Genomic DNA, 13,749 nt, shown 5'->3' on the forward strand with positions numbered 1-13,749 from the left:
TTCAGGCAACCAGCACCGACATCACCAGCGCCAGCCCGACGATGGCGGGTGTGTCGTTCAAGAACGCGGTGCCCGCAAGCGGCCAGGATTCGATCTATGTATCCGGCGGCCAATATGTGCTGATCGCGACGGTGGCGGGCAGCAAGACACCGATCTTCCAGTCGCAGTCTTTCTCGCTGTCGAACAACGCTGACTGGCTGGTGACGTCGGTGCCGATCGCGGGGGCGCTGAGCCAGCTCGTGCCGGGTCAGATCCATCTGCTGGTCGCGCAGAACGGCAATACCAGCACGCCGAGCGTCGAGTTGACGAACACGCTAACGGGCCAATAAGCTCGCGAACCAGCATGCGTGCATAGCATGCGGCACATACGATAAGCGACAGTCCTTGGGAGGACGGAGCGGCGATCCACGCGAGTGGATCGCCGTTTTGTTTATGGGTCTTTGTGGGTCTATGTCTGTGGCTATAAAAAAAGCCCATCGCGGTTTCCCGCGACGGGCTGTGGAGATCCTGCTTGGTAAGGCGCCGCAAGGCGCCAGACAGTCGCCTGGATCTCGCTAGCTTACTTGGCCTGGTCGGCCGAATTCGTGATGGCGTTGCCACCCTTCGAAATATCCTGCCCTGCTCCCGCCATCGTGTTGCAACCCGCGAGTGCCGCCGTCCCTGCAATGAGAAGCAAAGCGATCAGTCGATTCATGAAAGTTCTCCTTGTCGAGAATGCATCGGTTGACGTGCCCATGTCTTACGGCACGCGCTAGCCGGGCTAGCTGTCGTCCGACCGGGGCTTACACCAGTCGATCCGGTCTGATTGCATGTTAAAAAAAGGGCGGAGGCAGCGCTGTCAGTTACGTTGCGATTTTGTTGTAGGCGTGCTCCGGTGTTGGCGTCGGCGCTCTCCTACACGGGCTTTTGCAATAGGTCGAAAGGCCTTGCTAGACGGACGTTCGCGACGGCGTCGACGGGGGTAGATCGACTGACGGCGTTGCCGTGCTGACACTCGGCATCACCACCTGGATGTCGGTGCCGTTCGGCACGCCGCGCCGGATATCGAAGCGGCCGCCGTGCGCGGCGACCCGCTGGCGCATGCCGAGCAGCCCGTGGGTGTGCGTGCGATTCAGATCGGCGGGCATGATGCCGACGCCGTTGTCCGCGATATGCAGCGCCACCTGGCCGTCGCCGATCTGCAGGGCGATCGATACCTTTGAGGCCCGTGCGTACTTGGCCGCGTTCGTCAGCGACTCCTGCGCGACACGAAAGAGCGCGATCTCGGTTTGTTCGTCGAGCTGGATATCGTCGGCGGGCAGGTGCGATTCGAGCGTCCAGTTGTTGCGCTGCGCGGCTTCGTCGGCGAGCGTGCGCAGCGCAGTGACGAGCCCGAAATTCGTCAGCACGGTAGGTCGCATGTCTTCGATGATGCGGCGCTTCAGCGCGATGCCCTGGTCGAGATTGGCGAGCGCGCGCCTGAGTTTTTCGGAGATGTCCGGGGCGCTGTCCTTCAGTTTGCGGTTGGCCCAGGCCACATCCATTTTGCTCGCGGTCAGAATTGCGCCGAGTTCGTCGTGCAGTTCGCGCGCGAGCTGCGTCTTTTCGTTTTCGCTGACGGCCTGCAAGTGCCAGCCCAGCGCTTCGAGCTGGCGCGTGCGTTCGTTGACGAGCTGGTCGAGCTCTTCCTGTTGCGTAATCAGTTGACGCTGCACGCGCGCCTGCCGATCCATCTGGATGCCGATATTGCGAAACAGGAGGATGAACAACACGATGTTCAGCGCGGACAGCCCGGCCGCGCACAGCGTGGAGATGCGCTGGTCGGCGCGGCTTGCATCGAGTGCGTGCTGCGCCCGTCGCTCTTCGTTGTCGCGCAGCAGCGTGAGTGTGCTGTCGACCAATGCGGCATCGGCGGGACTGGCCTCGCTCGCACTGCCGCAGGTGGAGAGATCGAGCGGATGCGCTGCCGCGCGTTGCAATGCAGCAGCGCCCGCGCCGACGCGCGCTTCGATCAGCGCGACGATCTGCGTGAAACTGGCGACCTCGGCGCTGTCCGGTTTGCCGCTACGGTAGAACCTGCTCAGTTGCTGTTCGTTCTGCCGTATCTGTCCGGCGGCTGCGCAAAAAGCTTGGGCGGACGCATCCTGCTTCGTCAGAAGAAAATCGCTTTGGTGCGCGCTCAGGCGGGATAGCTGGCTTGCGAGCGTGCTCAGTTGCACGGTGACGTCGCGCGCTTCGAGCGCCGTTTCGTATTCCGCGGCAATGCGCTCGCGCGCGGTTTCGAGAATCACGAGCCCGCCCACGGTGATGACAATCGCCACCGTCATTGCGATCGCCCAACTGCGATTGCGCATCCAGCCGCTCAGTCGAGCTGCCGCCCCTGGATTCTGCGTGTTCGACACGTTCGGCACATTCGGCTCCTGAGGTGGACCATCAGTGTAACTTCCGCCGGGCTCGGGGATGGAGTGAGTGCATTGCCCTTCGGATGACAACCTCCGGCCGCCTGAGTAGCCGACGCAAGCGGCGTAACGTTGCCGTAATCCAATGTAAGCGGATTCTCACACGAAAAACGGAGCGCGTCGGAATGCGCCCACCTTCACCGGTCGATAGGATGAACCTGTTCGTTCATTGATTGATCTGGAGGAAGCCATCATGCTGAAATGGGCGCTATTTTTCGCCGTCATCGCGGTGATCGCCGGCCTTCTCGGCTTTACCGGTGTCGCTGCGGGCGCGGCGGCAATTGCGAAGTTCCTGTTTATCGTGTTCGTGATTCTGTGCGTGGTGTTCCTCGTACTCGGCTTTGTGGTGACGAAGAAAATCGTCGACTAGCGCCGCTTGATGAGGCGGTTGCATGCTATTCCCGTCGATTGTGAAGGAGGGGTTCGCCTCAGGTTTACTTCAGGTTCGCCGCCGGTCCGTTTCACGCAGAGACCAACAACAAGGAGAGTCGCCATGCTTCACTATGCCATCGTCTTTTTTGTCATTGCGATCATTGCCGCCGTGTTTGGTTTTACCGGTATCGCAGCGGGTGCGGCGGAAATCGCGAAGATCCTGTTCTATATCTTCCTCGTCGTATTTGTCGTCACATTGCTGCTCGGCGTATTCCGAACGTAGACGAATACCCCGTCCTTAAACCGGCGTATCAGGCGCGATTCGTGCGGGATACGCAATTCCCCCAATACCGGATAAAGGAGAAATTCAATGGCGAAGTCTTCTGGCGCTCACAGCGCAGCATCTCAATCCAGCGATCCATTCGTGATGGACGTCAAAAAGATCCGCGACGATGCGCGTAAGCACATGTCGGATGGTGCAGTGACGCAAACTTACGGCGCGGATCGCGAGACGGTTCTTAAGTTGCTCAACGACTCGCTGGCCACTGAAATCGTCTGTGTGCTGCGCTATAAACGACATCATTTCATGGCCAAGGGCATTAACTCGGAGGCCGTAGCGGCGGAATTCGCGGAGCATGCGACGGAAGAGCAGGAGCACGCCGACCGCATCGCCGAGCGCATCGTACAGCTTGGCGGCGAGCCGGATTTCGCACCGGACGGTCTGAAGATGCGTTCGCATTCGGAATACAAGGAAGGCAACAATCTGACGGACATGATCCGCGAAAATCTGATCGCAGAGCGTATTGCGATCGATACGTATCGCGAAATCGTGCGCTATCTCGGCGAGAAGGACGTGACGACACGCCGTATGTTCGAGGAAATTCTCGCTGTCGAAGAAGAGCATGCTGATGATATGGCAGACCTGCTCGAAGGCCGGGAGTAACAAGGTCGAACCGCGGGACGTCGATAGGCGGATGTCGATAAGCGCGGGGTGGCCTGAACGTGAATTGTCGCTTCCGCTGCAGCATTGGTTCGGGCGGAGCGGCCGGCGCGGGAGGGGCTGGATGGTCTCCCGCAACGGCAATGCCCGCTGCTTCTGCCGCTGTGACTCTCCATCTTCGGCCGAAGCCGGGCCGGAGATCATTACAATGCCTGCTTTGGAGCAATCCTGTAGCACGGACACCAGACCGATGATTCGAGTGTTGATAGCTGACGACCATGCGATCGTCCGAGGTGGCTTCAGGCAGTTCGTCGCTGACGAGCCGGATATGTGCGTCGCGGCCGAAGCCGCAACCGGCGACGAAACCATAAGCCTCGTGCGGGAGCAGGCATTCGATGTGGTGTTGCTCGACATCGCGATGCCGGACAAGAACGGCATCGACACGTTGCGTGTGATCAAGCAGATTCGGCCGGAGCAGGGTGTGCTGATTCTGTCGGGCTATCCGGAGAGCCAATACGCGATCAATCTGCTGCGCGCGGGGGCCAACGGTTACCTCAACAAAGACTGTGAACCCGAGGAAATCGTGAGGGCGATCCGCTCGGTGGCGCGCGGGCATCGTTACCTGTCGGAGGCGGTGGCCGATACGCTGGCCGACAATCTTGACAAGCCGGCTGCGGGGCGGCCGCACGAAGCGCTATCCGAGCGCGAGTTCCAGGTATTCTGCAAGCTCGCGGCGGGACAGATTCCGACTGACATTGCAGAGGAATTGCATTTGTCCGTGAAGACCGTGAGTACTTACCGGGCTCGCGTGTTGGAGAAAATGCGGTTGGCGAACAATGCCGATCTGACTTATTACGCGATCAAGAACGGCTTGATCGAATAATGGACGATCGAGATACACCGATGAACAGCGAATCGAACACTGTCGAGCCAGCCAGTCGCGCGCCATTGCGTGTGCTGCTGATCGAGGATTCGCCGCTGATCCGCAGGAGCCTGGTCGAAGCGATCGATGCGTCCGGTTTGCTGCAGGTGGCCGCGTATGCGGATTCCTCCGATCAGGCGATTGCTTTGTTGAGCGACGAGGCTTTTGATGCGGTGATTGTGGACTTGCAGCTAAAGCAGGGGTCTGGGGTGCCTGTACTTGCTTACTTGCAGCGCGAGGGGATGATTGATTCGATTTTTGCTGCAGTGCTGACGAATCATGCCTTGCCGGCTTATCGGGAACGCTGTCAGCAGTATGGCGTACGGCACTTTTACGACAAGTCGTTTGAGTTTGATCGGGTTATTGATGCGTTGCATGAGTATGCGTTTGCGCGGGGCGCTGGGGAGTAGGGGTTTGTGTTTGTTCGTCTGTTCTTTAACCCCGGCTTGGAAGCCTCAAATGATTCCACGCCGCCAGCCCGGCAAAAACAACCCCGGCCACGCTAACCCCCACCCACCCAAAGGTCGGCCAAACCACCGCGCCGACCCCCGACCCGACAGCTCCGCCAATGAAATACGCCACCATATAGACCGTATTCACGCGGCTTCGCGCTTCGGGCTTGAGCGCGTAAATCCGTGATTGATTGGAAATCTGCGCCGCCTGCACGCCGATATCGAGGATGATCACGCCGATCACCAATCCGGTAATGCTCCTGGCCGACAAGGCAAAAACAACAAACGAAATCGCCACCAGCACAATCGACACCGTGATAATCGCCCGTGGCCCGCGTCGATCGGAAAACTTGCCGGCGAGCGGCGCGGCCATCGCCCCCGCCGCACCGACGATCCCGAATAAGCCAGCCGCCTGCGGCCCAAGATGAAACGGTGCGCCTGCCAGCAATAACGCCAGCACCGACCAGAAGATGCTGAACGCCGCGAACATTGCCGCGCCAGTCAACGACGCTTCACGTAGCGCGTGATGCTCGACTACCAGGTGCCACATCGAGACCAGCAGCTTGCCGTACGGCAATGTCGACGTCGGTTTGCTCTTCGGCAGACGCATGATGATCACCACCGCCAGCACCAGCAGCGCAACGACCGAAGCGCCGAACACCGCACGCCAGCCGAAATACTCCGCGACAATGCCCGCCGCGGTCCGCGCCAGCAAAATTCCGAGTAACAGTCCGCTCATCACCGTGCCAACGGCATGGCCACGCTCCGTCGGCGGCGCGAGTTCGGCCGCGAACGGCACCGCCTGCTGCGCGATGGTGGCGAGTACGCCAATCGCCAGGCTCGCGATAATCAGTACCGACAGCGTCGGCGCGGCGGACGCGACCACCAGCGCGATGCACATGCCTACGATCTGCAACAGGATCAGGCGGCGTCGATCGAAGCGGTCGCCAAGCGGCGCCAACAACAGCATCCCGGCTGCGTAGCCGAACTGTGTCACGGCCGGCACCGCGCCGACCCACGACGCGCTGTTCGGAAACGACTGCCGGAAATCGTCGAGCAGTGGCTGGTTGTAGTAGATGTTGGCGACTGCCACGCCGGCAATCGTCGCGAGCAGGAACAGCAAGCCGCGCAACGACCGGTCGGCGGAAGCAGGAGTGGAAGCGTCGGAAGTGGACATGAGAGGGGGCTATCGATGGACCGGCCCATGCGCGGTCCTCAAGCGTGCCGATCATACCGGAGCAGGAAGGATCGTGCTGACGGTCGCTGAGGCGCCTGGAGGACGTCGAGGCGAAGCGACCCCGAACATGCGTGACCGGTGCGGTGCAAGCCTGACGCTGATCCGGGACAAGCGCGAACGAGCGTGGCTTAGCGGCTCCTCCGCAGGCCTCGGAGACAAAATGAGATGGTCGTTCGAATTTCGTTCGTAGAATCCGAACGCGCAATAAGATCCCCCACGTGACCGATTTCATGAACACAACCTCGAAACTCAAGCCCCGACGAATCAGCGGCTGGCTGCTCATCGCCCTGATCTGCCTCGCCGCATGGGCGCTTTCAACCGCGATCACGCTGCGCGATCCGCTGAAACTCATGCTTGAATGGGAACTCCTGGCAGTATTCGTGCGCCCCGAAACACACGGCTGGTATCGCACCGTGATCACCATGGTCGGCTGCGACGTGATCATCGGGGCGTTCATCGTTGCCGGCGCAGGCTGGCTGGCGCTACTCGTGCGGCGCAAATCGGCACGCTTTCCGGTGCAGGTGCAGGCGTGGCTGCTGGCTATCGTTGTGATGCGCACAGGCGCCTACCTGCTCGGCGACCAGATGACCCACGCCATTGGCATCGACATCGCCATTCCATTCGATGGCTTCGTTCAGGCCGTTGTTGCCGCCGTGATCGGAATACCGTATTTCAGGCTGTCCCGGCGCGTACAGCAAACTTTCGTCACCGCTTGAACCGCCGATACCCTCAATCGATCAGATCACCCTCGGGCTCGTAAAACGGATAGGGCCCATCGGCTTTATCAACATACGCATGATGCGTGACGATGCCCGTCGCCGGATCGTAGCGATGCAGCGCATACGCGGGCGGCTCCATCACGAACGCGGACGGCGCATCTTCGCGTAAGTCGAGCCCGACCTGATGCGCGGGTGCCGGCACTGCAGATGCAATCGTGCCGCCAAAACGCACGAACATCGGCCGATGCACGTGACCGCAGATCACCCGTTCGACGTTCGGATAACGCGCGATCAACGTGGCGAGCTTCGTTGCGGCAACGGGATCGAGCCGCAATTCATCCATATGTCCGATGCCACACACGAACGGCGGATGATGCAACGCGACCACCATCGGCTTGCCTTGCGCTGCATCGAGTTGCGCCGCGAGCCACGCTAAACGCACATCGCACAGATTACCGGCGCTTTGCCCCGGCACCATTGAGTCGAGTGCGATTACGCGCAGCGGTCCGACATCGACTGCGTATTGCACGAACTCGCCACCAGTGTGTAATTCGGTGCGATCGGGAAACGCGGCGCGCAACGCAACTCGTTCGTCGTGATTGCCCACCAGCAGGAAGTAGGGGATCTCGAGCGGCGCGAGCAGCGTCTTGAGGTGCTCGTACTGTTCCGGATCGCCTTGATCGACGAGGTCGCCGGTCATGATCACAGCATCGGGACGCGGCTCCAGCGCGTTGAGCGCGGCGATAGTGCGCACGAGATAGGCACCGGTGTCGACGCGGCGGTAAGCCAGTGCGCCGGGCCGTTTGATATGCAGGTCGCTAATTTGAGCCAGCAGCATGGGGATATCCTTTTCTATGGCGCGCTAAAAACACCGCGCTGCCTCATTACGATAGCGCAATCAGCGCGTCCTGCGCGATTGAAATCCCGACCGGTGTGCCGCGCGCGAGTTCTACCCGGCCTGCGACATCGATCAGCAAAGCGTCCGGCGCGGCGCCCCCGATCGTCAACCGGGTGCGCTCGCCGAGAAACGCGGTGCTTTCGATATTGCCACGCAATTGGGCGCTGCCCGGATCGGCAAGATACGCGTCTTCAGGGCGGAAGAAAATTTCGTGTGCCGCGCTTGCGTGCGCGGGACCTGGGGGCAGGGGTACCGCGCCGCCGGTCGTCGTCAGCAGACCGTCGCGCCGCTCGCCGGCCAGCCGGTTGATCGTGCCGACGAATTGCGCGACCGTGCGATTCGCCGGCCGGTAGTAAATGTCGCGCGGCGAGCCGATCTGTTCGATGCGCCCCGCGCTCATCACGACGATGCGGTCGCCCAGTTCCATCGCCTCGGCCTGATCGTGCGTCACGTAGACGGTCGTGATGCCCAGTTCGCGCAGCAGCGTATTCATCTCGCTGCGCAAGGTGTCGCGCAAACGCGCATCGAGCGCGGTTAGCGGTTCGTCGAGCAGCAGCACGCGAGGTTGTACGGCAAGTGCGCGCGCCAATGCAACGCGCTGACGCTGGCCCCCCGAAAGCTGATCGATGGACTTGTCCGCGTGCGCGGTGAGACGCATCATCGCGAGCAGTTCATCGACACGTTGCCGTACAGCGTCCGCCCGTACGCGTTTGATCTTCAGTCCGTAGCCAATGTTGCCGCGCACGGTCAGGTTCGGAAACAGCGCGTAGCTCTGGAACACCATGCCGACCTGGCGTTTTTCGATCGGCAGCGTGGTGACGTCTTCGTCGCCGAACGCGATGCAGCCGCCGGCGTCGGGTGTCTCGAGGCCCGCGATCATGCGCAGCGTAGTGGTCTTGCCGCAACCGGACGGGCCGAGCAGCACCAGTGTCTCACCGGCGCCGATGTGCAGATCGAGCGGCTCGAGCACACGCGTGCCGCGAAACGTTTTCGCGCATTGCGTGAGCGTGATGGGAACGGAGTCGAGTTTCATGGCGTGGACGTCGGTATAGGCTTTGAACGGGCGGCAGCGATACGTTTTTTCCCGGCGCTGCGCTGACCGGTCGCATCGACGCCGAGCCATTGCATCGCGACGAGTAGCGGCATCGTCATGATGAAAAACAGAATCGTGTAGGCGCTGCCGATCTCGATGCGTAGCGATGCATAAGTGTCGGCGAGACCGACCGGCAGCGTTTTGGTGTCGGGCGTGTGCAGCATCCAGGTCAGGTTGAATTCGCCGATCGAGAGCGTCAGCACCGCCAGCGCGCCGGCGACGATGCCCGGGCGCGCATTCGGCAGCACGATCGTGACGAAGCGTTGAAAGAAGCTCGCGCCGAGGCTCGCCGCGCCTTCTTCGAGCGTGCGCAGATCGCTGCTCGCGCACACCGCAGCGACCGCACGCACCATGAATGGCAGCGTGAACACCACATGCCCGACGACGATAAACGCGACGCTCATGCGAAACATCGTGAAGCCGCCGTAGACCACCAGCAGCGCAAGCGCGGATGCGAGGCCGGGCAGGGCGATCGGCAGCACCAGAAATTCTTCGATGATGCGCGAGAGCCGCGTCTTGCTGCGCGCGAGCACGTACCCGGCAGGCACGCCGGTCAGCAGCGTGATCAGCAAGGTCGCCGCGGCCACTTCAAGCGAGAGAAATACCGAGTCGTAATACTGCGTCCACACTTCGATCAGCCAGCGCAGCGTGAGTCCGCTCGATACGCCTTTGAAGTAGTTGACCGTGAGTCCGGCCATGATCGACATGACGACCGGCACGATCAGAAATGCACATAGCAGCAGCGTAACGAACCATTGACCGGCTGCCAGCCAGGTGCGTGACACGGGAAGCCTGAGCCGCCGCGCGCGCGGCCTGGCGGCCGGCTGGGTTGGAGTGCTAATGGAATTCATCGAAGTTTTGTCATCGGGGTTGGACACAACGCTCATGCGCTTGCCGCGACAGCCGAACCGCTCACGCTGCGAGCGAACGCCAGCACGGCCCATGTGACGATGCCAAGCACAATGGACAGCCCCGCGGCCGTCACCATGTTCGCGTTCAACGTGAACTCGGTGTAGATTGTCATCGGCAGCACATCGATGTCGGTGGCCAGGGTGAAGGCGGTGCCGAAGGCGCCCATCGCGGTCGCGAAGCATACCGCACCCGCCGCGATCAGACCTGGCGACAACGCGGGCAACACGATATCGCGCGTAATGCGCCACGGCGATGCGCCGAGCGAACGCGCGGCTTCTTCGAGCGAGGCATCGAGCTTGGTCGCCGATGCCATCACCGTGACGATCACGCGAGGAATCGAGAAATACAGGTAGCCGAGAAAGAGGCCACTCATCGAGTAAGCGAACACCCAACGGTCACCCGTGAGTTTTAACGACAACGCACCGATCAAGCCTTGGCGTCCGGCCAGCATGATCACCATGAAGCCGACCACGACACCTGGGAATGCCAATGGAAATGTCAGCAGCGCGACCAGCGTACGTTTGAGTGGAAACTCACGGCGAGCCAGCAGCAAGCCGGCGATCACCGAGAGCGCCAGTGTTGCCGCCGTGACCGCTGCGGACAACACGACGGTCGCGCCGAGGCTCGACATGTAGCGCGGATTCGTCAGCATCGCGCGATAGGTCGCGAACGCGTGGCCATCGCCGCTGATTTGCGCGAGCGCACCCATCGGCAGCAGCCAGAACGCGATGAAAACCGCCAGCGCTGGCGCAATCAATGCGATGCGCCAGCGCAGCGGGAACGTGACGTCGTTCAATGCATCACCTGTAGATAACGCTCGCCGAAGCTCGATTGTTTCCGGGCCATTTTGCCGAAGTCGACCGGTTTGGCGCGGGCATAGTCGCTTGCGGGCAGGAATTTGGCGGCGGTTTCAGGGCTCATCGCATTCGCGCGCACCGGACGCAGATAGGCTTCAGCCCACAGTTTCTGGCCTTCGTCCGACAGCACGAAATCGAGCACCTTCTTGCCGTTTGCTTCATGCGGAGCGCCCTTCACGAGACTCATCACGTACGGTACCGAGATCGTGCCTTCCTTTGGGATCACGAATTCGACGTTGGCGTGATCTTTGTACTTCGCGCGGTAGGCATCGAAGTCGTAGTCGAGCAGAATCGGGATTTCGCCGGACATCACGCGTGCATAGGCGGTCTGCTTCGGCACGATCGGCGCGTTGGCCTTCAGCTTGCGGAACCAGTCGAGGCCCGGCTCGAAGTTATCGAGCGTGCCGCCGAGCGCCTGATTCACCGCGACCGCGCCCGCATAGCCGACAAATGCGCTCGACGGATCGAGGTAGCCGATCATGCCTTTGTACTCAGGCTTCAGCAGGTCGGCCCACGAACGCGGGACCGGCTTGCCTTCCAGCGCATCCTTGTTGACGAAAAATCCCAGCGTGCCCGAGTGGATCGCGAACCAGTAGCCTTGCGGATCCTTCATGTTGGCCGGGATGTCGTCCCAGTGCGCGGGTTTATACGGCTGGATGACGCCTTTGTCCTTCGCCTGGAACGCCGACGAGACGCCGAGATACACCACGTCAGCGACGGGGCTCTTCTGTTCGGCCATCAATTGCGCAATCGATTGGCCGGAGTTCTTGTTGTCGAACGGTACGCGGATGCCGGTCTTTTGCTGGATCGCCTTGATCTGGCTCGCCCAGTCGGCCCATTCGGGCGGGCAGTTGTAGCAGATCGCGGTGTCGTCGGCGTGGGCCGCTTGCGGCGCGAGGGCTGCGAGTGCCGCGGTGACGATCATGCCGGCCGAGAGTGCGCTAGCCGCGGTGCGGGCGACGCGGCGCCAGAGCGGGTTGATCGATGAAGAAAAGCGTGTTGAAGAGAGGGTCACTGCGGGTCTCCTGGAGCGGAAGAGAGCGGGTGGTTCGGGGTTCGAAGTAGATGATTCAACGGCGGCCTGGCAACGGCGCATTGCGAGCGGCTTGTGCAAACGGCGTATGCAACGAGTTTTCCATCGAGTTATGCAAAGGCTTGGGCGATTGCCTATGCACCGGCCTATGCAGTGGTTTATACAAAAGGCCGTTCGGCCGATGCCGAAGCACGCGCCGGCGGTTTCTCGTTGCTGTTGGAAATCGCCGCGATAGTGGCGCCCTCACGCAGGCTGTGCGGCAACGTCAGCGTGAGCGACGTTTCACCTAATGTTTCGTAAGTGCCGGTTACGCGAGCCAGCAAACGCTGCCAGGCGGCGCAGCCAATCTCGCGATTCGGCGCGCAGATGCTTGCTAGCGGCGGCGACAGTAATTCGCCCATCGCGAGTCCGTCGAAGCCGAGAATCGACATGTCGTGCGGAATCTGCAGACGCGCACGGCGCAGGCCGCGCATCACGACCATGGCGAGCAGATCGTTGCTGCAGAAAAGAGCAGTCGGGCGGTTCGGGCCGCCGGTCAGATGAGCCAGCACGGACGGCGACAGTTCGTCGGCGTTGAAATCGACCTCGAGCGCGGGCGCAGGGGTAAGGCCGGCTTGCTGCATCGCCTGCGCGTAGCCGAGATGCCGCTGACGGGCGCGGTCCGAGGCGGCGAGCGTCCCTGCGAGCATCAGGATGCGGCGATGGCCGTGCGCGATCAGCATGCGTACGCCATCGAACGCGGCGAGGCGGTTGTCGACGGAGACCGATGGACGCCGCACCGTGTCGTTATGCATCAGCACATAGAGCAGGCCGGCGCGGTCGAGCTCATCGAGCAGCGGATGCGTGTCGGCATCGGCGACGGTCAGGATCAGGCCTTCCACGCGATGTTCGCGCAGTGTTTCGATGGCGTGGCGTTCGCGGTCGGCATCGTACTGGGTGGTCATCAGCATGAGCCGGTAGCCTTGCGCCGCGGCGAGCTCGTCGATACCTTGCAGGCATTCGGCGAACACGGGATTGGCGAGCGTCGGCAGGATCACGCCGATGAGGCGCGTGCGCTCGCCGCGTAGCTGCCGCCCTAGCGGGCTGGGGCGGAAGTTAAGGGCGTCGATCGATTGACGCACTTTGTCGAGCGTGACCGGGTTCACGGTGTGCGGCGCGTTGATCGCGCGCGAGACCGTAGCGATGGAAAAGCCCGCGTGGGCGGCGACATCTTTGATCGTCGGGATCATGGTTTCCGCTCGAGTTGTAAACGTTTTCGTGAGCGGATTATCGGGAAGGTTTGTGACTCCCGGATGACTCGGGTTTTTGTGCTTGCGGGATGGGAGGCGGTATGGACTGCGGTTGGGTTGCGCAGGTTTGGTGCGCTCGCCGGGCAATGGTAGAATTCGCGTCCACGAGCGGTTCTGACCCCTGCCGGGGTGATGAAATTGGTAAACATAGCGGACTTAAAATCCGCCGCTTCACAGCTTGCCGGTTCGAGTCCGGTCCCCGGCACCATCCACCCATCAATGAATTCAACGTTTTGGCAATTTGCGCGCACTCGCCGGGGTGTGGGTTTTTCTGCCTAACCGGATTCTTCCTTTTCTGCCCGATGCTGCCGACTGCGACTGCGAGCCGCTCGGTGACAAGGTGCGAATATCGTTTCGTCGACACGATCGACTTGTGTCCGAGTACGCCCCCAACCGTGAACAAGTCAATACCGGCGTTGATCATCTCGGACGCGGCGCCGTGCCGTAAGTCGTGAAACTTCGTGTTCGGATAGCCGGCCTCCGCTCGCGCCCGCTTCTATGCCTCCTCAAACTGCTTGACCGTCAGGGTGAATCGTATGCGGCGCGCGAGGACGGCAACGCGCGGGTGAATCGGGATGATGCGCGGC

The 13,749-nt window shown here is 61.5% G+C and carries 15 protein-coding genes, 1 tRNA gene and 2 pseudogenes; 8 read left to right on the forward strand and 10 right to left on the reverse strand.

What is annotated here, in order from left to right; genetic code table 11:
- Positions 1-329: pseudogene (locus VFE81_RS21870) on the forward strand (histidine kinase); the annotation flags it as partial.
- A 230-nt stretch (positions 330-559) separates the two neighbouring features.
- Here VFE81_RS21870 and VFE81_RS21875 read toward each other — a convergent pair.
- Positions 560-694, reverse strand: a complete 135-nt coding sequence (locus tag VFE81_RS21875; protein ID WP_007181189.1) for an entericidin A/B family lipoprotein — start codon at positions 692-694, stop codon at positions 560-562.
- A 235-nt stretch (positions 695-929) separates the two neighbouring features.
- Complete coding sequence (locus VFE81_RS21880) at positions 930-2,333, reverse strand: sensor histidine kinase (protein ID WP_325046604.1); 1,404 nt, start codon at positions 2,331-2,333, stop codon at positions 930-932.
- A 298-nt stretch (positions 2,334-2,631) separates the two neighbouring features.
- On the opposite strand from VFE81_RS21880, the gene VFE81_RS21885 reads away from it, so the two are divergent.
- The 5 genes from VFE81_RS21885 (at position 2,632) to VFE81_RS21905 (ending at position 5,082) form a co-directional block, all read left to right on the forward strand.
- On the forward strand, positions 2,632-2,808 hold the full coding sequence (locus VFE81_RS21885) for a DUF1328 domain-containing protein (protein WP_132373772.1): 177 nt from the start codon (positions 2,632-2,634) through the stop codon (positions 2,806-2,808).
- Between the two features lie 123 nt (positions 2,809-2,931).
- On the forward strand, positions 2,932-3,093 hold the full coding sequence (locus VFE81_RS21890; RefSeq protein ID WP_006052455.1) for a DUF1328 domain-containing protein: 162 nt from the start codon (positions 2,932-2,934) through the stop codon (positions 3,091-3,093).
- Positions 3,094-3,180: 87 nt separating this feature from the next.
- Positions 3,181-3,753 (forward strand): ferritin-like domain-containing protein, encoded by a 573-nt coding sequence (locus VFE81_RS21895; RefSeq protein ID WP_325046594.1) that lies wholly within the window; start codon positions 3,181-3,183, stop codon positions 3,751-3,753.
- 247 nt (positions 3,754-4,000) lie between these two features.
- The gene (locus VFE81_RS21900; RefSeq protein WP_325046595.1) at positions 4,001-4,633 is read left to right on the forward strand and encodes a response regulator transcription factor; all 633 of its coding nucleotides are present in this window, start codon (positions 4,001-4,003) and stop codon (positions 4,631-4,633) included.
- A gap of 20 nt (positions 4,634-4,653) precedes the next feature.
- On the forward strand, positions 4,654-5,082 hold the full coding sequence (locus VFE81_RS21905; protein WP_325046596.1) for a response regulator: 429 nt from the start codon (positions 4,654-4,656) through the stop codon (positions 5,080-5,082).
- 25 nt (positions 5,083-5,107) lie between these two features.
- On the opposite strand, the gene VFE81_RS21910 is transcribed toward VFE81_RS21905, so the two are convergent.
- A complete protein-coding gene (locus tag VFE81_RS21910) occupies positions 5,108-6,301 on the reverse strand; it encodes an MFS transporter (protein WP_325046597.1) in 1,194 nt (397 codons plus the stop codon).
- A 290-nt stretch (positions 6,302-6,591) separates the two neighbouring features.
- On the opposite strand from VFE81_RS21910, the gene VFE81_RS21915 reads away from it, so the two are divergent.
- On the forward strand, positions 6,592-7,077 hold the full coding sequence (locus tag VFE81_RS21915; protein ID WP_325046605.1) for a DUF2569 domain-containing protein: 486 nt from the start codon (positions 6,592-6,594) through the stop codon (positions 7,075-7,077).
- A 13-nt stretch (positions 7,078-7,090) separates the two neighbouring features.
- Here the strand turns inward: VFE81_RS21915 and VFE81_RS21920 are convergent, their stop codons facing one another.
- The 6 genes from VFE81_RS21920 to VFE81_RS21945 all read right to left on the reverse strand — a co-directional run bounded on the left by VFE81_RS21920 (position 7,091) and on the right by VFE81_RS21945 (position 13,102).
- Positions 7,091-7,918, reverse strand: a complete 828-nt coding sequence (locus VFE81_RS21920; RefSeq protein ID WP_325046598.1) for a phosphodiesterase — start codon at positions 7,916-7,918, stop codon at positions 7,091-7,093.
- Between the two features lie 46 nt (positions 7,919-7,964).
- On the reverse strand, positions 7,965-9,011 hold the full coding sequence (locus VFE81_RS21925) for an ABC transporter ATP-binding protein (protein WP_325046599.1): 1,047 nt from the start codon (positions 9,009-9,011) through the stop codon (positions 7,965-7,967).
- Positions 9,008-9,922 (reverse strand): ABC transporter permease, encoded by a 915-nt coding sequence (locus VFE81_RS21930; protein WP_325046600.1) that lies wholly within the window; start codon positions 9,920-9,922, stop codon positions 9,008-9,010. The genes VFE81_RS21925 and VFE81_RS21930 overlap by 4 nt, the downstream gene beginning before the upstream one ends.
- 32 nt (positions 9,923-9,954) lie before the next feature.
- On the reverse strand, positions 9,955-10,779 hold the full coding sequence (locus tag VFE81_RS21935) for an ABC transporter permease (RefSeq protein WP_325046601.1): 825 nt from the start codon (positions 10,777-10,779) through the stop codon (positions 9,955-9,957).
- On the reverse strand, positions 10,776-11,855 hold the full coding sequence (locus VFE81_RS21940; protein WP_325046602.1) for an ABC transporter substrate-binding protein: 1,080 nt from the start codon (positions 11,853-11,855) through the stop codon (positions 10,776-10,778). Before VFE81_RS21940 ends, VFE81_RS21935 begins: the two co-directional genes overlap by 4 nt.
- Positions 11,856-12,031: 176 nt before the next feature.
- Positions 12,032-13,102: a LacI family DNA-binding transcriptional regulator gene (locus VFE81_RS21945; RefSeq protein WP_325046603.1), complete on the reverse strand. Its 1,071-nt coding sequence runs from the start codon at positions 13,100-13,102 to the stop codon at positions 12,032-12,034.
- 183 nt (positions 13,103-13,285) lie between these two features.
- Between VFE81_RS21945 and VFE81_RS21950 the strand changes: the two genes are divergently transcribed.
- A tRNA-Leu gene (locus tag VFE81_RS21950) sits at positions 13,286-13,370 on the forward strand.
- 135 nt (positions 13,371-13,505) lie between these two features.
- Here VFE81_RS21950 and VFE81_RS21955 read toward each other — a convergent pair.
- Positions 13,506-13,646, reverse strand: a pseudogene (locus VFE81_RS21955) (tyrosine-type recombinase/integrase); the annotation flags it as partial.
- Positions 13,647-13,749: the final 103 nt, after the last annotated feature.

The sequence above is a fragment of the Paraburkholderia sp. genome (assembly GCF_035656215.1).
Classification (GTDB): Bacteria; Pseudomonadota; Gammaproteobacteria; order Burkholderiales; family Burkholderiaceae; genus Paraburkholderia.